This window comes from Agrobacterium sp. 22-223-1, from assembly GCF_053522385.1.
The window spans coordinates 75,070-99,437 of record NZ_JBNWCN010000004.1; the positions used below are offsets into that span (position 1 = coordinate 75,070).

The window sequence follows — 24,368 nt, forward strand, 5'->3', positions numbered from 1 at the left end:
TCCTTTCAAGTCACGATTTGACGGCACCGGCCGTCAGGCCCGCGATGATGTGTTTCTGTGCAAGGAAGAAGACGATGACGGTCGGCAGAATCGTCAGCGTGATGAAGGCGAGAACGAGTTGCCATTCCGTGCCGAATTCGCCGCGATACACCATGATGCCGAGCGGCCAGGGATATTTCGATTCCGAATTCAGCATGATCAGCGGCAGGATATAGCTGTTCCAGCTGCCGACGAAGGAAACGATGCCGACGGTCGCCACGATCGGCCGCGAAAGCGGCATGGAAATGTGCCAGAAGAACCGCAGATAGCCGCAGCCATCCACGAAGGCGGCCTGAAACAGCTCCTCCGGCAGATTGCGGAAATAATTGCGGAACAGGAGAATGCTCATGCCCAGCCCGAAGGCCACCTGCGGCAACACCACACCCCAATAGGTATCGAGGAGGCCCAGATCGCGAATACGGATGAACAGCGGCAGGATGGCGGTGGCCGCCGGGAACATCAGCCCCAGCAGGAAATAATTCAGCAGGAAGGACGAGCCGAAGAACTTCACATGCGCGAAGGTGAAGGCGGCCATGGCCGAGACGGTCAGCGTCAGGAACACCGTCAACAGCGCGATGACAAGCGAGTTGAAGATTTGCAGCCAGTAGCGTTTGCCGAAAAGGATATCGCCATAATTGGCCCATTGCCATTCGGCCGGAATGCCGAACGGGTTGACGCGCAGGTCTCCCAGCGTCTTGAAGCCGCCAAGCGCGGTGGTGAGCAACGGGATGAGCACGATGGCCGCGATCAGGCTCAGCGATATGTAAAGATAAAGCTTGGTTTGCAGCGGCATACGGACGGAGGTGGATGTGTCAGTCATGGCGCATGAAAATCCTTTTGTAACCGAAGGCGAGCGTCACGCAGATGATGAAGAGAACGACGCCGACCGCGCTGCCAAGCCCCACCTGCATGCGCATGACGCCATAGGTGTAGAGAAAGGTGACCATGGTCTGCGTGGAGTTGGACGGCCCGCCGCCGGTGAGCGGCATGATCATGTCGAAGAGCTGTAGCGAGCCGATCACCGCGAAGAAGACGGAAAGGCGAACGGTGGAGCCGAGCATCGGCAAGGTGACGTAACGGAACTTCTGCCAGCCGGAAGCGCCGTCGATTTCGGCTGCTTCCAGCACATTCTTGTCGACGGATTGAAGGCCGGCGATGAACAGCATCATGTGAAAGCCGAAATATTTCCAGACGATGACGCCGAGCACGGCATAGATCGCCACATCCTTGTCGGCCAGCACGTAAGGATTGGCAAAGCCGAAGAAATTTGAGATGGCGGCGAACAGACCGTAATCGCCGTCATAAACGAAACGCCAGATCAGACCGGCTGCGACATCCGCCAGCACATAGGGCAGGAAGAAAACCAGCCGGAAGGCGACGACGCCGGGAATACGGTGCGCCAGCATCATGGCCAGCCAGATCGCCAGCGGGATCTGGATCAGAACCGAGATCAGGATGATGAGGCCGTTATTGAGCAGGGCCTGCGAGAAGGCGGCATTGCCGAACAGGACCTGAAAATTCCGCAGGCCCACGAAATCGGTCGGCGTGCCATAGCCGTTCCAGCGGTAAAGGCTGTACCATGCCGCCTCGCCCATGGGCAGGATGACGAACAGGGTAAAGAGCAGCAGGGCGGGTGGCAGGAAGACCAGAAGGGTCAACGCCCGGTCATGCGCGACCGAACTTTGCTTGCGCTTTGTCTTCGCCGCGCCGCGCGCCGGTATCGACGCAGAAGTCATGGAAATATCCGTCATCTCTATCCGCTTTCATGGAGGCAGATATTGCGGCGCCGCGTCCCGCGCAGCGCCGTCATGGAACACAATCAGCGAAGCTCGAAAGCGTCCTGAATTTGCTTGGCGCCCTCTTCCGCGCTCATCTGGCCGGAAACGATCTCGACGGAGACATCATTAACGACGCGGCCAACGGCAGCGCCCAGCGTCTGATCGAAGAAGTTCTGGTGCCAGGTGGAGCCGGCAAGCTGCTTCGCCGAATCCGCCAGCAGCGGGTTCTTCACCGCGCCGTCCGCCCCGCTCGCAACCGGCAGAATCATGCCGGCAGCCGCCATCTTTTCTTCGCTCTCCTTGCTGGTCAGGAAGGCCGCGAAATCGATTGCTTCCTTGGACGCGTTTTTCGTGACCGCCCAGCCGTTCAGGCCGCCCAGCGTATCTGTGGCCTTGCCCGCGCCGCCCTCGACGACGGGGAAGGCGAAGCGACCGATATTGTCGGCGGCCAGCCCCTTGCCGTCACCGGCATTCTTGCGCTGATTGGCTTCCGTATTGTCGAAGCCAAGAATAATCGCCGCCTTGCCGTCGCCGAAGACGCCAAGCGCCTGTGGCCAGGTGGAGCCGAGATAACCGGGCTGGAAGGGTTCGAGCTTGCCGAACTCCGCCAGCTGTTCACCCGCCTTGATGATCGCCGGATCCATAAAACCTTCGCCCTCGCCCTTGCGAGCGGCATCGAACACGGCCTGCCCGCCATTGCGCATGACGAGATAGCTCCAGTAGAAATGGATCGGCCATTTCTCACCGCCGCCGCCGGCAATCGGGACGATGCCCGCTTCCTTGATCTTCTTGACCGTGGCGCTGAAATCGTCCCAGGTCTTGATGTCCTCGGCCTTCACACCGGCCTTGGCAAACAGCTCCTTGTTGTAAAAGAAGCTGACGAGGCTGACCTTGTAGGGCACGGCCCAGACCTTGCCATCGAAAGACAGGCCGTCGATTGCGGATGCATTATAGGCCTGACGCAACTTGCCGCCATCGGCGTCGAAAACCTCGGTCAGATCCTTCAGCGCACCGGTCTTGGACTGCTCCTCGAGAACGCCGCCACCCCAGCTATAGAAGAAATCCGGCACGTCATTGGATTGCAGCAGCGTCGGCAATTTTGCCTTGAAAGCCTCGTTTTCGAGGAACTGCAGCTGAATATCGACATCGGGATGCTTGGCCTCGTATTCCTTGGCAATCTCCTCCCAGACAGCCACGGATTTCGGGTCCAATTCCACATGCATCCATTTAACGACGGTCGCCGCCGAGGCGCTGGCCGCGCCGAGCATCAGGGCTATGCTTGTCGTTGCGGCAAAGGCGATCCGCCTGCCGCTCAGGCTTGCGCCTGCGTGCCAATAGGTCATGTTCGTGATCCTCCCTGGGGTTCCTCACCATTTATTCCCCAATGCGGATTAATTCACCCCACACCCTGCCCAATGTCAAGGCGGGTTGCTGATTTTTTACCCTGATGGCTTGACACACCCCTCCCGGCAGACGTTATTTAATCCGCAATCCGATATAAATTCGTTTTAGATCGAACCCGATCGCAGCAGGACCCCATGAAGACCGCAGACCCCGAATTAATGCGCGCGATCAACAGGCTGAGCGTGCTGGACAGCATCCGCCGCCATGGGCCGATCTCGCGGGTGGAAATCAGCGAAAGAACGCAGCTCTCCACCACCACCGTTTCGGCGATCACCGCCTCGCTGCTCGATGACGGGCTTATCCTCACCCGTCATATCGGCGATATCCGCACCGAAGGCGCACGCGGCAGGCCCCGCGTGATGCTGGAGCTGAACCCGGATGCCGCCCGCGTGGTGGGCGCGAAGATCGCCGCAAGCCGCATGGTCTTCGTCGTCACCGATTTCTGCGGCAACGTGCTTTCGACGCTTGCCCTGCCGATCCGTGTCGACCGACAGCCCATCGGCGTCATCGCCGATCTGGTGGAGGACGGGGTGCGGCGCTGCGTGGTCGATGCCGGGCTGTCGCTGGAAGATGTGGACATGGTCTGCCTCGGCCTGCCCGGCGTTATCGAGCATCGCACCGGGAAAATTCGCAGCAGCCCCATATTGCGGGAAGTGAACGTCAATTTTGCCGAGGAAATGACGGCGCGGCTGAATTCGCCGACCATCATAGAAAGCGACGCCCACGCCATCACGCTCGCCCACCACTGGTTCGGCCATGCGCGCGACCTGGAAGACATGGTGCTGATTTCGCTCGAACAGACGCTCGGGCTTGGCGTGCTGCATCAGAACCAGCTTTTTCGTGGTGCGGGCGGTCTCAGCCATAATCTCGGCGATCTCGTCATCGGCCTTGCCAATGAAGGCACGGTTCGGCTGGCGAGCCAGGCGGGTGAAAACGCCATTCTGGGCTCCCGCCCGGCGGATGGGCGCTTTGCCGAAGCGATCCGGCTCGGCCGCGGCATGCAGCATGCCCATGCATTGATTGCGGCGGAAGACCACGATCTCATCGCGGCAGCCTTGCGTGCCGGCGCAGCGCTCGGCCTGACGCTTGCCAATATCGTCACGCTGTTTGCGCCGCCGCGGGTCATCATCACTGGCTCCAGCCTCGAGCTCGGAGAACCCTTCATCGCCAGCATCCGCGACAGCTACAACGCCGCCGTGCCGCCTTCGCTGGCCGGCGTCGCCGAGCTGGTTTTCGACATTGCGAGCGACGAATTATGGGCGCAGGGGGCTGCGGCCGTTGCGCTTTACGAGCTTTACGAATCGCCATGGAACACCACGGGACCGGCACTCTGACCAGCAAGGTTGAGCACGGGCTTCGGCATTTCTGATTTACGGGAGGAAATCACATGAACAGGGTCGGTATCGGCATCATCGGCTGCGGCAACATCTCCAGCGCCTATCTCAAGGCCATGGCGTCGTTTCCCATTCTCGACATTCGCGGTCTTGCGGATATGAACGAGGAGGCCGCGAAGGCCCGCGCCGATGAATTCGGCCTCCAGGCAAAAAGCATCGACGCGCTTCTCTCCGATCCTTCCGTGGAGATCATCGTCAACCTGACCATCCCCAAGGCGCATGTGGAGGTTGGCCTGCGCGCGCTTGACGCGGGCAAACACGCCTATTCCGAAAAACCGCTCGGCATCAATTTCACTGAGGGCAAACGGCTTGCGGATGCAGCAAAGGCAAAGGGCCTTCGCATCGGTTCGGCTCCGGATACCTTCCTCGGCGGCGGGCACCAGACCGCACGCCGGCTGATCGATGAGGGCGTACTGGGCCAGCCGGTCGGCGGAACAGCCACCTTCATGTGCCCCGGCCATGAGCGCTGGCACCCCAACCCGGCCTTTTATTACGAGGTTGGCGGCGGGCCGATGCTGGATATGGGACCCTATTACATCACCGATCTCGTCAACCTGTTTGGCCCGGTCGCCAAGGTGGCGGGCTTTGCCATCGCGCCGCGTAATGAACGCCTCATCACCAGCGAACCGAAGAACGGCGAAAAAATCCCCGTCCATGTCGCCACACATGTGTCCGGCGTGCTGGCTTTTGAGAACGGCGCTGTGGTGCAGGTGGGCATGAGCTTCGATGTGGCAGGCCACAAACATGTGCCGCTGGAACTCTACGGCACGGAAGGCACGCTGATCGTCCCCGATCCAAACCATTTTGGCGGCGAGGTGCAATTACTGAAAAAGGGCGGCCAGTTCGAGCCGCAGGCACTGTCATCTCCCTATGCCGACGGCAATTACCGCTCGATAGGCGTAGCGGATATGGCCCATGCGATCCGCGAGAACCGCCCGCATCGCGCCAATGGCGATCTTGCCCTGCATGTGCTGGAAGTCATGGAAGCCTTCCAGACCGCATCGGACACCGGCACCGCCGTTTCCATCACCACCAAGGCGGAGCGCCCGGCTCCGCTCGAAACATCGCTGGTCGACGGCCAGCTCGGCAAATAATCCGGAGGAGGAAATAATGCGCGAAGCACTCATCGTCTGGGGCGGCTGGAGCGGCCATGAGCCGCAGGAATGCGCCACCATCGTCAAGGACATGCTGGAGGAGGACGGTTTCAAGGTCTATGTAGAGCACAGCACGGAGGCCTTCGCCGATCCTTCGGTGCATGATCTCAGCCTCGTCGTACCCATCGTCACCATGTCGAAGATCGAGAAGGAAGAGATCAAGAATCTCACCGCCGCCGTGGAAAACGGCGTCGGCATTGCCGGTTTCCACGGTGGTGCGGGCGACAGTTTCCGCGAATGCGTCGAATATCAGTTCATGATCGGCGGCCAATGGGTTGCCCATCCCGGCAATATCATCGACTACCACGTCAACATCACTCGTCCCGACGACCCGCTGATGGAGGGGATTGCCGATTTCCCCTATACGTCGGAGCAATATTACATGCATGTCGACCCCTCCAACGAGGTGCTGGCGACGACGAAATTCACCGGCGATCATGCCTGGTGGATTGACGGCGTGGTGATGCCGGTTGTCTGGAAACGCAAATACGGCAAGGGCCGGGTCTTCTATTCGGCGCTCGGCCATCAGGCCAAGGAGTTTTCCGTGCCGCAGATGAAAACCATGTTCCGCCGTGGCGCGAATTGGGCGGCGCGGTGAGGCTATAGGGGGAGGCGGCCAAGTACTCTCTCCGTCATGCCGGACTTGATCCGGCATCCAGCAGCCGCGCGTCTGCGCGGCGTCAGGAGTCTTTCGCGATCAAGGATTTGATCGCGCTGGACCCCGGATCAAATCCGGGGTGACGGAGAATGGCTGTGTGAACCGCCCTCTCCTCAGCCGCGAATAATCTCTTCCGCCGCCATCGCCACGCTGAGAACATGATCGTCCGTGCCGTGCAGGCCGGAAAGCAGCAGGCCGACCGGCATGCCCGCATCGCCCGTTCCACAGGGGATCGAAACACCGCAGAGATCGAAAAAATTGCCGATCTGGGTGTTGCGCAGTGTCTTCGCATTCATGGCGAAAAAGGCATCGTCACTCTCGAGAAGCGGCGCGACCTTGGCCGCGACATGCGGCAATGTCGGCGACACCAGCAGCTCTTGCCTGCCAATCATGCCGGAAAACGCCGCCGTCATCCGTTCGCGCGCCTCGATGATGGCGATATAGTCCGGCATGGAAATATTCGCGCCGAGCCTCGCTCTGGCCACCACGCGCGGGTCCATGCGGGCGGCGGCGGCACCTTCCAGCCGGGTCTTGTGCAGGGCGAAGGCTTCCGCCGTCACCAACGCACCCTTTTCCCTGATAAGATCGAACAATTCCGAAAAAATCGGGAATGCCTGCCGCCGCACCGAGGCGCCGGCGCGGACGAGACGTTCCACCGCCTGCTCGAAAGCGGCTGCGACGCCATCCTCGATGCCATCGAAAAAGACCGTTTCCGGCACCACCAGCGACAGGCCGGAAAGAGGCGCGCGCGTGAAATCGGCAGCCGCCTTGCCGCGCATGGCGGCATCCACCCAGACGGCGTCCTTCACGGTATGCGTGAGCGGGCCGAGCGAATCGAGGCTTTTCGCCAAGGGATAAACCCCGCGCATCGAATAACGGCCACGGCTTGCCTTGTAACCCACCACACCGTTGAAGGCGGCGGGAATACGCACCGATCCGCCGGTATCGGTGCCTATCGCCACCGGCACCAGACCGGCAGCCACGGCGACGCCCGCACCCGACGAAGAGCCGCCCGGCAGACGGTGACCATCCGTAGAAGCAGGATTGCGTGGCGTACCGTAATGCGGATTGATGCCGAGACCGGAAAACGCGAACTCGCTCATATTGGTCCGGCCGATGCAGATCATGCCCGCCTGTTTCAGCGCCGTCACCACATCCGCGTCGCGAGACGCAGGCTTATCGTTCGCAAGCACCGTCGATCCGGCCGTGGTCGCCATGCCTTCAAGGTCAAACAGGTCCTTCCAGGCCACCGGAATACCATCGAGCACACCACAGGAACGGCCCTCACCAATGCGTTTTGCCGCAGCTTCCGCCTCCGACATCGCCCGCGCTGCCGTCAACTCGACAAAAATCGCCTGATCGTCCTCTCCGCCAACCGCATCCAGCGTCTCTTCCACCAGGGCACGCGGATCGAGATGGCCGCTCTGGAGGAGAACGGAAAGCTGCGCGATGCTTTTGCCTTTATGAGCCATGATATCTTCCCTGAAAGCGGCATGTTGCGCACAACATGCCGTTTATCGGCCAGTTGGCAAGGCCAATCGCCGCGCTATCGATGAGAGACACACCGGATCGGGAAACATGGCGGAGATCGCAGAATTTTGGAGTTTATCCTTGACGATTCATTTCTAACCTCCGATTTTTTCAACCTGAGGTGCAGGAACGCCATCTCTTATATAAGCTACGACTATAAAAAGACGGATTAATTCTTAATCGCATCTAAACTTTGTTGAATTATTTAGCAGACAGCATTGAAATGCATGCCCTATAAAATTCCATAAAACAATTATAACGCGACATCGCGGGGGACTATCGCGAATGGAAGAGACTGCCTATCGCGGGACAGATAGACAGGTTGAACCGGGCCACACGCTTCGCTCGCCAACGCAGCCGGAAACAGGCCGGTTTTCGCGGCGGCGCTCGCTCGCCAGCAAGATAACCCTGATATTCCTCGGCGGCGTGATCTTTTCCTACAGCATCGGCGCACTTGTCGGCTGGTATATGTTCGTCGCCGCCACCAGCGAGCAATGGCTCAACCAGGCGCGCGTCAATTCGCAGATCGCCAGCGCCACGCTTCGCAGCATCTACACCTATGTCAGCGTCACCGCCGATGCCGACGGGCAGGTCAACGGCATATTGACCGACAAGCCCATCGGCGACGACGAATCCATTCTCGTCACCGGCTTCAACCCCAGCGACGTTCTCGCGCTTATCGGCGCACAGACCAAGAATGCCGTCTGGCTTTTCCGGTATGACGAGGCGGATTCCGGCTTCCGGCAGATCGCGGCGGCTTTCGACAACGCCACCGACGACGATGAAAAGCCGCTCGCCACCGATCCCATCTTTTCCCGGGATGCGGTCGCCGCGCGTTTTTCTACCGGTTTTGCGACCATCGGCGAATCCAGCCATTATATCGGCCTGCTGCCGATCATCAGCACGGAAACGAAGAAACCCATCGGCGCGGTCGCCGTCAGCATCGGCGGCTCGGACGCGCTTTATGGCGCGCAGCGCAAGCTCATCTATAATTCGCTCGCCGCGCTGATCGTGGTCTTGACCGTCACCGGCGCGCTGGTGACCGTCATCGCACGGCATTTCCTGAAACCGGTCCCGGCGCTGGTGCAGGCAACGCTTCGGATCGCCCGCGAGGAAACGGATGTCGCCACGCCGTTTCAGGAGCGGCGGGACGAGATCGGCGACATGGCCACCGCCATCGAGACACTGCGCGAAGCGGTTCTGGAACGCGGACGTCTGCGGCAGATTCGCGATATGGCGCAGCAGCTGGAACATATGGCCCATCACGATGCGCTGACCGGGCTGCCCAATCGCGTATTGCTGATGAAGACGCTGGAAAACCGTCTCGAACAGCTTGCCGCGTCAGGCCAGCCGTTCAATGTCATGCTGCTCGATCTGGACCGCTTCAAGGCCGTCAATGACACACTCGGACACGCCGCCGGCGATGCCCTGCTGGTGGCGGTGGCCTCACGGATTTCCGCCGTGCTGGGTGAAAACGACATGGTAAGCCGTCTCGGCGGCGACGAATTCGCGATCATACAATCGGCAAACGGTGACTGCGAGAGCGATGCGGCGATGCTGGCCGCGCGGGTGGTGCATGCCGTCTCGCGCAGTTTCAGTCTCGAAGGCAGCGATATCAGCATCGATACCAGCATCGGAATTGCCTGCGCGCCGGGCCACGGCACATCCGCAACGCAGCTTCTGCAACATGCCGATCTCGGCCTTTACCGGGCGAAATCCATGGGCTGCGGCTATTTCGTCTTTTATGAGCCCGGCATGGACATGGCGGCGCAGCACAAGCATGCGCTGGAAATAGACATGAAATCCGCACTCGAAAACCAGGAATTCGAGCTGCACTACCAGCCGGTTGTCAATCTGCAGAGCGGTCGCATCGTCGCTTATGAAGCGCTGGCCCGCTGGCGGCACAGCAAGCTTGGCCTCATCGCACCGGACCGCTTCATCGCGCTTGCCGAAGAAAACAACTTCATCAAGCCGTTGGGCGAGTGGGTTCTGGCGCAGGCCTGCAGGGATGCGATGACATGGCCGAAGGATATCAGGCTTGCGGTCAATCTATCCGCCGTTCAGCTCAGCAATGACGACATCGTACCGATAGTGGACCGGGCGCTTGAAACATCCGGCTTCCCGGCGGAACGGCTTGAACTGGAAGTGACGGAAACGGTGATGCTGGAGCGCGATAACAGCGCCCGAGCCCTGAAACTGCTGAAGGAAAGGGGCGTTCGCCTCGCGCTTGACGATTTCGGCACCGGCTATGCGGGCCTCAGCACGCTCACCCATGTCGCCTTCGACAAGATCAAGATCGACCGGGAATTCGTCTCCGGCCTGCCGTCCAATCCCATGTGTTCCGCCATCGTCAACACCGTCATCGACATGGCTGAACAGATCGGCCTGAAGGTCACCGCCGAGGGCGTTGAAAACAGGGAGCAGGTCGAAGCGCTCAAGCTTTCCGGCTGCGACGAAGCGCAGGGCTATTATTTTGCCGAGCCCGCGCCGCTTGCCCGCATTCTCAAGAACCGCGCCGTCATCGCTCCGATTGCGAAGGATGAATTCGGCGATATCGGTCGACCGACACAGGAAACCTATTGCCCACCGCAAAAAGCCATTTGAGAAACCGGCCGCCGGCCCAGAGGACATAAAATGCGTCTTTCAGTATTTTGCCTTTTCCTCACATGCCTTGCTCCCATCACGCCTCTCCAGGCTGCCGGCGAAGGCGACACGCTTCAGCAGATCGCCAAAACCGCAAAGATCCGCATCGGCTATCGCGAAGCCGAACCGCCCTTTTCCTATCAATTGCCGAATGGGGAGGTCACCGGTTTCTCGACCGATCTTTGTCGGGCGATCAGCGAAGATATTCGCAGGAAGCTGAAGCTCGACAGGATCGAACTCGAATATGTCAAGGCGACGCCCGCGACCCGTTTCATCCTTGTCCGCGGCGGCCAGATCGACATTGAATGCGCGGCCACGACCAATAATAGCGAACGCCGCAAGATCGTGGATTTCTCCTATCCCAACTTCATGACCGCAACGCAGTTTCTCTCACGCAAGCAGGACAATCTGAAAAGCCTTGCCGATCTCGCCGGACGGTCCGTCACATCCGCCTCCGGCACCGTCAATATCGAGCAGCTAAACGCCGTGAACCGGGCGAAGAACCTCAATATCTCGGTGATGCCGACGAAAACCAATGAGGAGGCCTTCGAACTCGTGGTCTCCGGCAAGGCCTCCGCCTTTGTCATGGATGGCATATTGCTCGCGGCGCTGGCGGCAACCTCAGAGAATCCGGACCTCTATGCGCTTTCTAAGGAAACGCTGAGCGCCCCCGAACCTTATGGCCTGGTTTTCCGGCGCAACGACCCGGGTTTCAAGGCGGCGGTCAATGAAAGCCTTCGGCATATTTTCACCGGGCCGGTCATTCATGGCCTTTATGAAAAGTGGTTCACCAAGCCCATTCCCCCAAACGGCATGAACCTGAACCTGCCGATGGCCGCCTCTCTCAAACAGGCATATGAACATCCGAGCGAATACCAGGACTGAGAGCGCAAGGCGTCCACCCGTATCGATTTTCATGAAGATGTTTGACGGATTATTTTGGCTGGAGATGCGCGATGCAGAGATCGACATTATGGCTTATGCTCGTTTTTTCAAGTCTTCTTCCCGCCCAGGCGGTGAGCGAGGATGCCCAACCGCCGACACTTGAAACCATTGCCAGAACCGGCACCATCAAGCTCGGTTATGCCGATCGCAATATTCCCTTTTCCTATCTCGGCACCGGGCCGGAGCCTATCGGCTACAGCATCGAGCTATGCCTGAGAGTGGCGGATTCCATCAAGAAAAAGCTCGGCCTGCCGGAACTGAAGGTCGAGTTCGTCAAGCGCACGCCCAGCAACCGCATCATGCTGCTCAATGACGGCACGATGGACATGGAATGCGTGGCGAGCACGAATACCGAGGAGCGGCGCAAGGCCGTGTGGTTCTCCTACAGCCACTTCATCACCGGCACCCGTTATGTGGCGCTGAAATCGAGCGGCCTGAACACCGTCGCCGATCTCGCCGGGCGAACGGTGGTGGTGACGACGGGAACCATCAACATCACCCAACTCAACGTGCTCAATCGCAAACTGGGGCTGAACGTCGCTGTTCTGCAGAATGACAGCACCGAGGGCAGTTTCGACATGGTGACGGAAAACCGCGCCTCGGCCTTCGTCATGGATGATATACTTCTGCGATCCTTCGTTGCCGAGACCGGCAAGCCGGAAGACTACGTCATCTCCGATGAATATCTCGCTCCACCGCAGCCCTATGGCCTGATGCTCCGCCACGGCGATACCGGCTTCCGCGACGCCGTCAACGAGGCGCTCGGCCAAATCTATGAGAGCGGCGAAATCGATAAAATCTACGACAAATGGTTCAACGCGCCGATCCCGCCAAACGGCATCAACCTGAAACGCCCGCTGCCCGGCGATCTGGCCGAGGCATTTCGAAAACCCGTCGATACGACAGCGGAATAAAAACGCCGCCCGGTGGCGGGCGGCGTTTTTCGACACGTATCTTACGCGGCGCGCAGATCGGCACCCAGAGGAATCTCGACATCGATCTCCAGAATGGAGACATGCTCGTCGCGATCCATCTTCACATGCACCCGATCATTGTCGATCTGCACATGTTTGGCGATGACGCCGAGAATTTCTTCCCTGAGGATGGCGACGAGATCGGAGCCGGAGGATGCCCTTTCGTGGGCGAGCAGCACCTGCAGGCGTTCGCGCGCAAGCGGTGCCGACTTCTGTTTGCGGAAAAGACTGAAGATGCTCATGCAGCCCTCCTTGCGAAGATCTTGGAGAAGATGCCACGCTTCTCGCCCGGAATGACCACCGGAATATCCTCGCCGGACAGGCGGCGGGCGGCATCGAAATAGGCCATGGCCGGCGCGCAGCGGGCATCCGCCAGCGTAACAGGCGCACCAACGTTCGAGGCCCGCAGCACATCCGTGCTTTCCGGAATGATGCCGAGCAGCGGAATGGAAAGGATTTCCAGAACGTCGTCGACCTTCAGCATGTCGCCACGCTCGGCGCGGGAAGCGTCGTAGCGCGTCAGAAGCAGGTGCTTCTCCATGCGCTCGCCGCGTTCCGCCTTCAGCGTCTTGGAATCCAGCAGACCGATGATGCGGTCGCTGTCGCGCACAGAAGAGACTTCCGGATTGGTGACGACGACGGCCACATCCGCATGGCGCATGGCCAGCGTCGCGCCGCGTTCGATGCCGGCGGGGCTGTCGCAGATCACCCAGTCGAAGTGCTTCTTCAGCTCGTTGATGACCCATTCGACACCTTCCGGCGTCAGATTGTCCTTGTCGCGCGTCTGCGAGGCAGGCAGCAGGAACAGCGTCTCGAGGCGCTTGTCGCGGATCAGCGCCTGCGTCAGCTTGGCATCGCCCTGGATGACGTTGACGAGATCGTAAACCACGCGGCGTTCAGCACCCATGACGAGATCGAGGTTGCGCAGGCCGACATCGAAATCGACGACCACGACCTTCTCCTTGTTCTGCGCCAGTGCGGCGCCAAGCGCTGCGGTCGAGGTGGTCTTTCCCACCCCGCCCTTGCCGGAAGTTACAACGACTACCTTCCCCATATGGCTCTCCTGTTCCTGTGTTGTTTCTCTGTTATCAGCCGAGCTTTGCGGCCTTGATCGTATCGTTTTCCAGCCAGAGCTGAACGGGCTGGCCGCGCAGCTTGTCGTCAATGTCCTCGGCCACCTTGTAGACGCCGTCGATGGCCAGAAGCTCCGCTTCCAGCTTGCGGCAGAAGATGCGCGCCGAAACATTGCCGAGCGAACCGGCCATGGCGCGACCGCGCAGGGCGCCGTAAATATGCACCGAACCGCCGGCGATGATTTCCGCCCCCGAGGCGACCGAACCGATGACGGTCACGTCACCCTCGGGAAACATGATCGACTGGCCGGAGCGAACCGGCTCGTTGATGACCAGCGACGGCACGACGGCCCTGACCTCGCCGGCAGCACGCGGCTTTTCCTCCGGCAGCTCGGCAGCGATGGCGACCGGCTCAACCTCGACATCGGAAGCGGGCTTTCCGCCCTTCAGCGACGGCGGCATGCCCGGCTCGATCATGGAGGGGCGAACGCCCTCGATACCCATGATGCCGACATTGCGCTCCGTCAGCGCCGCCAGCAGCTCCTTCAGCCCCGCCTTGTCGAGCGACAGGTCCGACACATCCAGAACCACCGGACGCGACAGGAAGAAGCCCGCCGAACGGGCGGCGAGATCATCGAGCCTTTCCAGCCATTGATCGACCGGAGATTCGGGGGACAGGACGACTGCGAGGAAGGAGCGGCCTTTGATACGGATCGAACGCTGGTCTGTTAGCACTTTGGTCATCTTGGTAAACAAATCGTTGACAATTAGGTACCTCGAATATGGTTAACAAATGGTTAACGCCGCCCCTGAAGCGGCGGATTCGTTAAGAAAATTCCGCCCCGAAAAACCTCATGCGAAACATTCAAAATCCATCATTACCTTTTGATTTAACGCGTTTCCGGCGCTCGTTAAAACTCACGATAGCAGCTCATCCTTGCTGCAACCTGACGCCCGGCATCGCGAGGTGGCCCCCCCATGTCCCCTACCCCAACCCGGCGAGTCGCGGAACACGCGAACGTCCGATTCCGGGACAATATCCGCCTTCGGCCAGATGGCCGCATTATGCCTTCAAGGTGGAAAAGCGATTCCGTTATGTCCGCCGATGCTGTAGAGACAGGCGTCCCGACAGCTTCAACGGAAGAATGAGATGCACAGCAAAGTCCCGCCGCAGAACCAGATATTTTCACAAGACTATGCGGCCTTCCTGTTCGACATGGATGGAACATTGCTCAACTCGATTGCGGTGGTGGAGCGGGTCTGGCGCGAATGGGCCGTCGACAACGGCATAGAGCCTAACGCTTTCCTGCAGCGCATCCATGGCATGCGCGCGTCGGAAGTGGTGCGCCGCGAGGCCGTTCCCGGTCTCGATGTCGCGGAACAGGCGGCGATGCTGCTGCAGAAGGAAATGGACGATGTCGACGGCATCCTCCAGATTCCCGAGGCTGCGGCATTTCTCGAAAAATTGCCGGCCGGCAAATGGGCCATCGTCACCTCCGCCGCCCGCGCGCTCGCCGAACGCCGGCTGGCGGCCGCAGGCCTCACCCCGCCTGCGGTGATGATCTGCGCCGAGGATGTGGTAAACGGCAAGCCTGATCCGGAAGGATATAAAAAGGCGGCGGAAAAGCTCGGCGTCGCGCCTGAAAACTGTGTCGTCTTCGAGGACGCCCCCGCCGGCATTCAGGCTGGGGAAAGCATGGGCGCAACCGTGGTCGTCATCAACGCCACCCACTCCCATCTCATCGAAACGCCGCATCTTTCCATAGGCGGATATGGTGAGCTGGATGTTGTCATCGGTGAGAATGGCGCTCTGAGGCTCGCAGGTGGCAGGGGCTGAAAAGCCGATCTTTCTATCTGCTAACAAGCCATCCCACCCGGCGTCATCCTCGGGCCTGTCCCGAGGATCTAACCACCTATCGTAAAACTGACCGGTAGCAGATGCTCGGGACAAGCCCGAGCATGACGGAGGCAAGGTTTGCGAACTTTACCATCCTCTTATGCAACAAAGACTCGGGCTGGCTGAAGCCCACTCCAAGCCGGAATGACGGAAGGGGTAAAGCCCGGAATAAGACAACGCCCGGCCTGCTGAACCGCCTCAAACTCCGCCCCACACTTTTCCACCAGCGGCCAATTGACAGCACCGCATAAATGCGTCCTAATAAAATTGGTAAGACCATCTTACCGCTTGCGCGATCGGGGGAGACTTTCGCGCTGGGAGGATATCATGTTTGTGGCTCTGGAGCCGCGCCGCCTTTACCGGCTGGTCGCGGAACAAATTCGTTTGCTCATCGAAAGCGGGGAACTGACCGAAGGCCAGCGCCTGCCGGCGGAACGGGATCTTGCCGAACGCTTCGGCGTATCGCGGCCGACCGTCCGCGAAGCGCTTATCGTTCTGGAAGTGGAAGGCCATATCCATATCCGCATGGGTTCGGGCGTCTATGTCAGCGCAGCCGGCAAGCAGGCCAAGGAAAAGCCGCCGGTGCCGGATGCGCATGGGCCATTCGAAATCCTGCAGGCGCGCTGCATCATCGAAAGCGCGATTGCGGAGGAAGCCGCACGGCTTGCCACGCCGGAATGCATCGCCAAGCTCGATGATATCATCGAACGCATGGCCGGCGCGCTCAACAGCTCGCCACAGGCGCTCAATTTCGACCGGGCCTTCCACACCGCGATTGCCGATATCATCGGTAATTCGGCGCTGAACCGCTTTACCGGCCTGATCTATGACGAGCGCAGCCTGTCACCCTTTTTCGAAAAGCTCGCCAGCTATTTCGAGGGTCCGCATACATGGAACCTTGCCGTTCAGGAACACCGCGCAATCCGTGACGCCATTGCTGCCAACGACCCGGAAGGTGCGCGTGAGGCGATGCGGCAGCATCTGACGCTGTCGCAAAAGAGATTTTCCGAAAGTTTCGGGGAGGAAACGATCGGAGAAGAGTGACCGCGCCGCAACCGGCGACGGGAAAAATGAGAAATCTGGCTTTAATTCGGGAGGAGTTAAGAATGAAAATCAGATTGTCGACTTTGATGGGCGCAACAGCCGCCATCCTGCTTTCCGCCATGGCGGCACAGGCGCAGACCACGCTGAAATGGGCGCATGTTTACGAGACCTCCGAACCTTTCCACACGGATTCGGTCTGGGCCGCGGAAGAAATCGCCAAGCGCACCGACGGCCGTTACAAGGTGGATGTTTTCCCCGCCTCGCAGCTCGGCAAGGAAGCCGATATCAATCAGGGCCTGAAGATCGGCACCGTCGATATCATCATTTCCGGTTCGAGCTTTGCCGCGCGTGACTTCAAGCCGATCGGCGTCACCTATTTCCCTTACATCTTCCGCGATCCGAGCCATCTGATCGCCTATACCAAGAGCGATATCTTCAAGCGTCTCGCCAAGGGTTACGAAGACAAGACCGGCAACCACATCGCCGCCGTCAGCTACTACGGCACGCGTCACACCACGTCGAACAAGCCGATTGCCGCCTGCGCCGACATGACGGGGCTGAAGATGCGCGTTCCTGACGTTCCGGCCTATCTGGCCATGCCGCGCGCCTGCGGCGCCAACACGACCCCGATTGCCTTTGCGGAAGTCTATCTGGCGCTCCAGAACGGCACGGTCGACGCCCAGGAAAACCCGCTGACCACCATCGAGGCGAAGAAGTTCTTCGAAGTGCAGAAGAACATCGTCCTGACCGGCCATATCGTCGACCACCTCAACACGGTGATTTCGAAGAACCTGTGGTCGCAGCTCTCCGATGAAGACAAGAAAATCTTCACCGACGTCATGCAAGAAGCCGCTGTGCGGACCACCAAGACCATCGAAGGCCGCGAAAAGAGCCTCGTCGAAGACTTCAAGAAGCGCGGCCTGACCGTCGCCGAGGTCGACAAGGCCGACTTCGAGAAGAACGTCCTCGAAAAAGTGAAATTCGAGGATTTCGGTTACGACAAGGCCGACTGGGAAGCCATTCGCGCCGTCAAGTGAGCCAAGATCCGGTGCGGCCCCGTTGCCGCACCGCCCTTTCTCTCCAGACGGGATATCTCAATGTCGCAGGAAATCCATACTCAGGTCACGCCTGAGGAACTCGCCCATACGTTCGACGAGGCGCCGCCGGAGGTCGATCTCAAGGTCTATTCATTCGAAGACTGGGTCACGCTCGGCCTCTTCTGGCTGATGACGGGCTGCGTGTTCCTTCAGTTCTTCACCCGCTACGTGCTCAACGACAGCTACGCCTGGACGGAAGAAATCGCCGTCAACTGCCTGATCGGCGTCGTCTTTTTAGGTTCGGTGATGTGCGTGCGCATGTCGCGCCACATCCAGGTGGATGTGCTTTATCACTATGTGCCGCCGCAGGTGGCCCGCACCATGTCGATCCTTGTTGATGTGCTGCGCATCCTGTTCTTCGCCTATACGTCATGGCTGATGTGGCGCTATCTGGAAATCGTCGCCGATGAGGAAATGGTCACCGTGGCGCTGCCGCGCAACATCGTTTTCTATACGGTTCTGGCCGCTTTCGTTCTGATGTTCTTCCGCTCGGTGCAGGTCTTCATCGCCAATATGCAGCGTGGTTATTCCGTTCTGGAACGGCCCGAAGAATTCCAGAGCGCGGGGGATTGATCACATGCTGCTTCTTATCGGCTCCTTTCTTCTCCTGATGCTGATCGGCCTGCCGGTCGCCATTTCCATGGCCTCGGCCTCGCTGCTCTACATCGTGTTTTACAATGTCGCGCCTGACATCATCGCCGCGCAGCGCCTGATTGCGGGCGTGGAAAGCTTCCCGCTTCTGGCCGTTCCCTTCTTCATCCTTGCCGGTAACCTGATGAATACGGCAGGGGTGACGGGACGCATCTATTCCTTCGCGGTCGCACTCGTCGGCTGGATGAAGGGCGGCCTCGCACAGGTCAACATCATCGGCTCGGTGATCTTTTCCGGCATGTCCGGCACGGCGCTTGCCGATGCGGCCGGTATCGGCACCATCGAAATCAAGGCCATGAAGGATCACGGTTATCCGGTCGAAGCGGCCGTCGGCGTCACCGCCGCCTCCGCAACGCTCGGCCCGATCTTTCCGCCATCGCTGCCCTTCGTCATCTACGGCATGATGGCGAATGTCTCGATTGGCGCGCTGTTCATGGCCGGCATCGTTCCGGGCGTCGTCATGACGCTTCTGATGATGATCACGGTTGCGGTTTTCGCCTATATCAAGGGCTGGGGCTCCGATACGCCGTTCAGCCTCAGAACCATCTTCGGCGCATCGATCGAAGTCTTCGTGGTGATGATGGTGCCGCTCGGCATCTATATCCTCACGGCGTTCGGCCTGTCGCTCAACCTGTCGATCCTGATCGTGCTGGTTATATTGCTCGCCTGCGACTGGTATTTCGACTTCTCCGCCGTGATGGCGCTGATGACACCGGTGATCCTGATCGGTGGCATGACCATGGGCTGGTTCACACCGACGGAGGCCGCCGTTGCCGCCGTTCTGTGGTCGCTGTTCCTCGGGCTTGTCCGTTACCGGACGATGACTTTCAAGACGCTGGCGAAATCGACCTTCGATACGATTGAAACGACCGCTTCGGTGCTCTTCATCGTCGCGGCGGCCTCGGTCTTCGCATGGCTGCTGACGGTGAGCCAGGCAGCGCAGCTTCTGTCGGCGGCGATCCTGACGATCACCGACAGCAAGTGGATTTTCCTCGTGCTGGTCAATCTCCTGATGCTGTTCGTCGGCTGCTTCCTCGATACGATTGCGGCCATCACCATCCTCGTACCGATCCTGCTGCCGCTGGTGCTGCAGTTCAATATCGATCCGGTGCATTTCGGCCTCATCATCACGCTCAACCTGATGATAGGGCTGCTGCATCCGCCGCTCGGCATGGTGCTGTTCGTGCTCTCACGCGTGGCGAAACTCTCCGTCGAACGCACGACGATGGCCATCCTGCCCTGGCTGGTGCCGTTGTTCGTGGCGCTGCTGCTGATCACCTTCGTTCCGGCCATCACTTTGTGGCTGCCGACCGAAATGGGCCTGATCCGCTAACGCCAACATCATCGCCCGCGCGGTTTCCCGCGCGGGCTTCTTCATCCATACACATATGAGGGCATCGTCATGCAGACACGCGTGGCACGTCTATACGGCCAGAAGGACATTCGCGTCGAAACGCAGGACCTTCCCGCACCGGGACCCGGCGAAGTGCTGCTTGCCATGGCGGCGGGCGGCATCTGCGGCTCCGATCTGCATTATTATCAGGATGGCGGCTTCGGCCCTGTCCGGGTGCGCGAGCCGATCATCTGCGGGCATGAGGCATCCGGCCATGTGCGGGCGCTGGGAGACGGCGTCAGCGGCCTTGCCATCGGCCAGCTCGTCGCCGTCAATCCGTCCCAGCCCTGCGGCCATTGCCATTTCTGCCTGAAGGGCCAGCCGATTCATTGCCTTGAAATGCGCTTCATGGGCAGCGCCATGCGTCTGCCGCATGAACAGGGCATGTTCCGCGACCGGCTGGTGGTTCCGGCCAAACAATGCGCGACATTTTCAGAGGATACCTCACCGGCTGAAGCCGCCTGCACCGAGCCGCTCGCGGTGTGCCTGCATGCCGTCGCACAGGCCGGCGATCTGGCAGGTGCAAAGGTGCTGGTGACCGGCGCCGGCCCCATCGGCCTCCTGACCATCGCCGCCGCCCGCCACGCCGGGGCAAGCATCATCGTTGCCACCGACCTCACCGATGCCGCACTTGAACGCGCCCCCGCCATGGGTGCCGACCGCACGATCAATGTCGCGAAGGACGCCGAGGCGCTTTTGCCCTATCAGGACAATAAGGGTTATTTCGACGTCATTTTCGATTGCTCCGCAGCCGGTCCGGCACTTCGCACCGCCTTTGCCTGTGTCCGCCCGCGCGGCACCATCGTGCAGGTGGGCGTCACCGGTGACATCACCATTCCGCTCAACGCGCTGGTGGGTAAGGAAATCCTCTGGCGCGGCTCACAACGCTTTCATGAGGAATTCGCCGTCGCCGCCGGGCTCATCTCCACCCGCAGGATCGATGTACGACCGATCATTTCCCACAGCTTCCCGCTCGGCGAAGCGAAAGCGGCCTTCGAACAGGCCGGAGACCGCTCCGCCGCCTGCAAGGTGCAGCTGACATTTTCCGCAGACTGATATTTGAGGATTTAAGATGAGACATACATGGCGCTGGTTCGGTCCTGTCGACAAGGTCACGGTTCAGGATGCGGCTCAGGCGGGCGCGGAAGGCATCGTCAGCGCGCTGCATCACATTGCCACCGGCGATGTCTGGCCGGTGGACGAAATCGCCAAACGGCATGAGGCGATCAAGGCCGGCGGTCTTTATTGGGACGTGGTGGAAAGCGTGCCGGTCTCCGAGGATATCAAGACCCAGACCGGCGACTGGAAAACCCATATAACCAACTGGCAGGAAACGCTGCGCCGCCTCTCCGCCTCCGGCATCCGCACCGTCTGCTATAATTTCATGCCCGTGCTGGACTGGACCCGCACGGACCTGCGCTGGGAAACAAGGCACGGCGCAAAGGCGATGCGTTTCGATCTTCCTGATTTCGCCGCCTTCGACATCCACATCCTGAAACGCCCTGAGGCGAAGGCCGATTATCCGGACTGGCTGAAGGAGGAAGCGGCAAAACGCTTCGCCGACATGCCCGACACGAAAATCGCCGCCCTCGGGCGCAATATCGGCGCTGGCCTGCCCGGCTCGGCGGATGGTTACACACTCGCCCAGCTTCTCGAAAAGCTGCGCTCCTATCACGGCATCAACCGCGAAAGGCTACAGCAGAACCTGATCGAATTTCTATCGGAGGTGACGCCGGTTGCCGAGGAGGTGGGTATCAACATCTGCGCCCATGGCGACGATCCGCCATGGCCGCTGCTCGGCCTGCCGCGTATTCTTTCAACGGAAGCGGACTACGCCCACATGCTCTCGCAGGTCGACAGCCGCGCCAATGGCGTGACACTCTGCACCGGCTCCCTCGGCGCACGGGCGGATAACGATCTGCCCTTCATCGCCAGTCGTTTTGCCAATCGCATCCATTTCGTACATCTGCGCAACGTGACGCGCGACACCGACACCGTGCCCTGCTCCTTCTTCGAGGATGAACATCTCGAAGGCGGAACCGACATGGTCGCCGTCATCGCCGCACTCCTCACCGAAGAGGCGCGCCGCCGGGCGGAGGGCCGCGAAGACCACACCATTCCGATGCGGCCCGATCACGGTCAGGAAATCCTCGACGACCTGACGCGCGGCGCACAGCCCGGTTATCCCGCCATTGGCCGGCTGAAGGGATTGGCTGAGCTGCGCGGCATCGAACGCACATTATCGCACAGCCGTTTCGGGCTGGCGAAGGGTGATCGCTGAGCGAAAGCGGCGCATTTGATCGGCTTCCTATCCGTCATTCCGGCCTTGAGCCGGAAACCAGCCGACGCGCGTCCGCGCGGCGATAAAGACTCCTTTCAGCCCAAGGACTTGGGCTGGCTGGATTCCGGCTCAAGGCCGGAATGACGGATGAGAGAACCTGCGGTCAATCGCGCCTTGAACTGAAGCCAGAAAAAAGCCCCTAGCCCGCCGGCAATGACGCCGGCGGCTTTCACGGCGGCGTCCATCAGATGCGGATGGCGGGTGGGCGCCAGGAATTGCAGCGCCTCGATGCCGAAAGCAGCCGCGATGCCTGCCATGATGATCGCCAGCCAGTAACGCGGATAGGCGAGCACGAAGGCGGCCGAGCAGAAGGCGAAGGCCGCGGCGCGGTCCAGGCCCACCGTCGTCAGCGTGTGTGGACGAAAGCCGATAGGGCAAACTGTAACGATCACGATCAGCAGAAAAACCGACCAAGCGACATATTTCGGAAGTCTATTTGTCATCATGGCGTCACAATAGAGCGCCGTGCGCGTAAACGGAAGCGCGTCTTTTTCACGCCTCGCCCAATTAATCACACTTTTCGGTCAGATAGTTGAAAAACCGGCTTTCGCTCAGGCCCCACACGGGCTAAGGCAGAAGGCAACCGGACGAGGATCGCGGCTGATGGCGTTTGCGCTGTCGCCTTTCGGTGCAACGTCACGGTGTCGGGTGGATTTTCCACACAGGATCAGATTTTCAGGGAAGAGCACAATGAGTTTCAAGCCGCATGGCAAACATCTGGTTGCAGGAGAATGGGTCGCAACGGAAGCTAAATTCCGCAGCGAGCCTGCACATGGCGAAGCTTTCGATTTTTCGGTCGGCACCGTCGATCTGGTGAATGCAGCCTGTGAAGCAGCCGAAGACGCCTTCTGGAGCTACGGTTACACCACCCGCGAAGAGCGCGCCGCATTCCTCGACACCATTGCCGACGAGATCGAAGCCCGCGCCGACGCCATCACCGAAATCGGCTCCTCCGAAACCGGCCTGCCCGCAGGACGCCTGCAGGGCGAACGCGGCCGCACCGTTGGCCAGCTGCGCCTTTTCGCCTCGCATATCCGCAAGGGCGACTATCTCGACCGCCGCCACGACGAGGCGCTGCCGGACCGCCAGCCCCTGCCGCGCCCGGATATCCGCCTGATGCAGCGTCCGATCGGCCCCGTTGCGGTCTTCGGTGCCTCCAATTTCCCGCTCGCCTTCTCGACAGCCGGCGGTGACACCGCAGCGGCTCTGGCAGCCGGCTGCCCGGTCGTCGTCAAGGGCCATTCCGCCCATCCTGGCACCGGCGAAATCGTTGCCGAAGCCGTTCTCGCCGCCGTCAAGAAGCACAATCTGCATCCCGGCGTCTTCTCGCTGATCCAGGGCGGCCGCCGCGATGTCGGTTCCGCGCTCGTGCAGCATCCGCGCATCAAGGCGGTCGGTTTTACCGGTTCGCTCGCCGGCGGCCGCGCGCTGTTCGATCTCTGCGCCCAGCGCCCCGAGCCAATCCCCTTCTTCGGCGAACTCGGTTCCGTCAACCCGATGTTCCTGCTGCCGGAAGCCGTTGCGGCTCGCGGCGAGGCCATCGCCAAGGGCTGGGCGGGTTCGCTCACCATGGGTGCGGGCCAGTTCTGCACCAATCCCGGCATTGCCGTCATTCTCGCCTCGCAGGCGGATGCCGTTGCTGAAACCGCCCGTGCAGCCCTTTCCGAAGTCGGCCCGCAGGTCATGCTGACCGACGGCATCGCTGCCGCCTATCGCGACGGCCGCGACCGCATCGCCGCCGGCAATGGCGTGCGTGACGTGCTGACCACCACCTGCAACCTGCGCAACGCCACGCCTTATCTCTACCGCGTTTCCGGCAAGGACTGGATTGCGAACCACGCGCTTGCCGAAGAGGTCTTCGGACCGCTCGGCCTGATCGTGACGGTAGAGAGCCCGGAAGAGATGATCGCGGTTGCGAAAAGCTTCGAAGGCCAGTTGACCGCCACCCTGCATCTCGATGCCGGCGACGCGGAACTCGGCCGCAAGCTGCTGCCGATCCTCGAGCGCAAGGCCGGCCGCGTTCTCGCCAACGGCTTCCCGACCGGCGTTGAAGTCTGCGACGCCATGGTTCACGGCGGCCCTTACCCGGCCTCTACGAACTTCGGCGCAACTTCGGTCGGCACCATGTCCATCCGCCGCTTCACGCGCCCGGTTTCCTACCAGAACATCCCTTCGGACGTTCTGCCGGAAGACATTCGCTAAATTGAACGACGGCAGGCGCGGCAACGCGCCTGCCATTCTTTCAGTCGGCCTTTAAAGAAGGCTATCAGCCTTTCGAAAGATGCGGCCCAACGCCGGCGCGTCATCTGCTTCTTCCAGCCTCTTCCAGATTTTCCACATTGCGACGTCCTGC

At 60.4% G+C, this 24,368-nt stretch carries 21 protein-coding genes and 1 pseudogene; 14 read left to right on the forward strand and 8 right to left on the reverse strand.

What is annotated here, in order from left to right:
• Positions 1-10: 10 nt before the first annotated feature.
• The 3 genes from ACQZ60_RS17920 to ACQZ60_RS17930 form a co-directional block, all read right to left on the reverse strand.
• Positions 11-859 (reverse strand): carbohydrate ABC transporter permease, encoded by an 849-nt coding sequence (locus ACQZ60_RS17920; RefSeq protein WP_020809465.1) that lies wholly within the window; start codon positions 857-859, stop codon positions 11-13.
• The gene (locus ACQZ60_RS17925; protein ID WP_020809466.1) at positions 852-1,790 is read right to left on the reverse strand and encodes a carbohydrate ABC transporter permease; all 939 of its coding nucleotides are present in this window, start codon (positions 1,788-1,790) and stop codon (positions 852-854) included. Before ACQZ60_RS17925 ends, ACQZ60_RS17920 begins: the two co-directional genes overlap by 8 nt.
• Before the next feature lie 68 nt (positions 1,791-1,858).
• Positions 1,859-3,160, reverse strand: coding sequence for an ABC transporter substrate-binding protein (locus tag ACQZ60_RS17930; protein WP_020809467.1), 1,302 nt, complete (start codon positions 3,158-3,160; stop codon positions 1,859-1,861).
• Positions 3,161-3,355: 195 nt separating this feature from the next.
• On the opposite strand from ACQZ60_RS17930, the gene ACQZ60_RS17935 reads away from it, so the two are divergent.
• Genes ACQZ60_RS17935 through ACQZ60_RS17945 form a run of 3 tightly spaced genes read left to right on the forward strand, consistent with a single transcriptional unit; the run spans position 3,356 to position 6,367 of the window.
• Complete coding sequence (locus ACQZ60_RS17935) at positions 3,356-4,555, forward strand: ROK family transcriptional regulator (protein WP_020809468.1); 1,200 nt, start codon at positions 3,356-3,358, stop codon at positions 4,553-4,555.
• Between the two features lie 53 nt (positions 4,556-4,608).
• Positions 4,609-5,709 (forward strand): Gfo/Idh/MocA family protein, encoded by a 1,101-nt coding sequence (locus tag ACQZ60_RS17940; protein WP_448735799.1) that lies wholly within the window; start codon positions 4,609-4,611, stop codon positions 5,707-5,709.
• Between the two features lie 16 nt (positions 5,710-5,725).
• Complete coding sequence (locus ACQZ60_RS17945; RefSeq protein ID WP_003500892.1) at positions 5,726-6,367, forward strand: ThuA domain-containing protein; 642 nt, start codon at positions 5,726-5,728, stop codon at positions 6,365-6,367.
• Between the two features lie 173 nt (positions 6,368-6,540).
• Here ACQZ60_RS17945 and ACQZ60_RS17950 read toward each other — a convergent pair whose 3' ends face one another.
• Positions 6,541-7,899: an amidase gene (locus ACQZ60_RS17950; RefSeq protein ID WP_448735800.1), complete on the reverse strand. Its 1,359-nt coding sequence runs from the start codon at positions 7,897-7,899 to the stop codon at positions 6,541-6,543.
• A gap of 343 nt (positions 7,900-8,242) precedes the next feature.
• Here ACQZ60_RS17950 and ACQZ60_RS17955 point away from each other — a divergent pair, with 343 nt between their 5' ends.
• From ACQZ60_RS17955 to ACQZ60_RS17965, 3 genes are all read left to right on the forward strand, one after another.
• Entirely contained in the window at positions 8,243-10,561 is a 2,319-nt protein-coding gene (locus ACQZ60_RS17955; protein WP_448735801.1) for a putative bifunctional diguanylate cyclase/phosphodiesterase, read from the forward strand.
• A gap of 30 nt (positions 10,562-10,591) precedes the next feature.
• Positions 10,592-11,485, forward strand: coding sequence for an amino acid ABC transporter substrate-binding protein (locus ACQZ60_RS17960; RefSeq protein ID WP_448735802.1), 894 nt, complete (start codon positions 10,592-10,594; stop codon positions 11,483-11,485).
• Between the two features lie 71 nt (positions 11,486-11,556).
• Complete coding sequence (locus ACQZ60_RS17965) at positions 11,557-12,459, forward strand: amino acid ABC transporter substrate-binding protein (RefSeq protein ID WP_080857234.1); 903 nt, start codon at positions 11,557-11,559, stop codon at positions 12,457-12,459.
• 41 nt (positions 12,460-12,500) lie between these two features.
• Here the strand turns inward: ACQZ60_RS17965 and minE are convergent, their stop codons facing one another.
• Genes minE through minC form a run of 3 tightly spaced genes read right to left on the reverse strand, consistent with a single transcriptional unit; the run spans position 12,501 to position 14,336 of the window.
• Positions 12,501-12,761, reverse strand: a complete 261-nt coding sequence (gene minE, locus ACQZ60_RS17970) for a cell division topological specificity factor MinE (RefSeq protein ID WP_020809474.1) — start codon at positions 12,759-12,761, stop codon at positions 12,501-12,503.
• Positions 12,758-13,573, reverse strand: a complete 816-nt coding sequence (gene minD, locus ACQZ60_RS17975) for a septum site-determining protein MinD (RefSeq protein ID WP_003506498.1) — start codon at positions 13,571-13,573, stop codon at positions 12,758-12,760. The genes minE and minD overlap by 4 nt, the downstream gene beginning before the upstream one ends.
• Positions 13,574-13,607: 34 nt before the next feature.
• Entirely contained in the window at positions 13,608-14,336 is a 729-nt protein-coding gene (minC, locus tag ACQZ60_RS17980) for a septum site-determining protein MinC (protein WP_448735803.1), read from the reverse strand.
• 406 nt (positions 14,337-14,742) lie between these two features.
• Between minC and ACQZ60_RS17985 the strand changes: the two genes are divergently transcribed.
• From ACQZ60_RS17985 to uxuA, 7 genes are all read left to right on the forward strand, one after another.
• On the forward strand, positions 14,743-15,429 hold the full coding sequence (locus ACQZ60_RS17985) for an HAD-IA family hydrolase (protein WP_080857235.1): 687 nt from the start codon (positions 14,743-14,745) through the stop codon (positions 15,427-15,429).
• A 387-nt stretch (positions 15,430-15,816) separates the two neighbouring features.
• The gene (locus ACQZ60_RS17990; RefSeq protein WP_448735804.1) at positions 15,817-16,533 is read left to right on the forward strand and encodes a FadR/GntR family transcriptional regulator; all 717 of its coding nucleotides are present in this window, start codon (positions 15,817-15,819) and stop codon (positions 16,531-16,533) included.
• Positions 16,534-16,595: 62 nt separating this feature from the next.
• Complete coding sequence (locus ACQZ60_RS17995; protein WP_448735805.1) at positions 16,596-17,570, forward strand: sialic acid TRAP transporter substrate-binding protein SiaP; 975 nt, start codon at positions 16,596-16,598, stop codon at positions 17,568-17,570.
• Positions 17,571-17,630: 60 nt separating this feature from the next.
• A complete protein-coding gene (locus ACQZ60_RS18000) occupies positions 17,631-18,203 on the forward strand; it encodes a TRAP transporter small permease (protein ID WP_448735806.1) in 573 nt (190 codons plus the stop codon).
• A 4-nt stretch (positions 18,204-18,207) separates the two neighbouring features.
• The gene (locus ACQZ60_RS18005; RefSeq protein WP_035220793.1) at positions 18,208-19,614 is read left to right on the forward strand and encodes a TRAP transporter large permease; all 1,407 of its coding nucleotides are present in this window, start codon (positions 18,208-18,210) and stop codon (positions 19,612-19,614) included.
• A 69-nt stretch (positions 19,615-19,683) separates the two neighbouring features.
• Entirely contained in the window at positions 19,684-20,730 is a 1,047-nt protein-coding gene (locus tag ACQZ60_RS18010; protein ID WP_448735807.1) for an L-idonate 5-dehydrogenase, read from the forward strand.
• A 16-nt stretch (positions 20,731-20,746) separates the two neighbouring features.
• Positions 20,747-21,955: a mannonate dehydratase gene (uxuA, locus tag ACQZ60_RS18015; protein ID WP_448735808.1), complete on the forward strand. Its 1,209-nt coding sequence runs from the start codon at positions 20,747-20,749 to the stop codon at positions 21,953-21,955.
• A gap of 155 nt (positions 21,956-22,110) precedes the next feature.
• Here the strand turns inward: uxuA and ACQZ60_RS18020 are convergent.
• Positions 22,111-22,461: pseudogene (locus ACQZ60_RS18020) on the reverse strand (antibiotic resistance protein VanZ); the annotation flags it as partial.
• A gap of 244 nt (positions 22,462-22,705) precedes the next feature.
• On the opposite strand from ACQZ60_RS18020, the gene ACQZ60_RS18025 reads away from it, so the two are divergent.
• Positions 22,706-24,217, forward strand: coding sequence for an aldehyde dehydrogenase (NADP(+)) (locus ACQZ60_RS18025; RefSeq protein WP_174057735.1), 1,512 nt, complete (start codon positions 22,706-22,708; stop codon positions 24,215-24,217).
• The last annotated feature ends 151 nt before the right edge of the window (positions 24,218-24,368 follow it).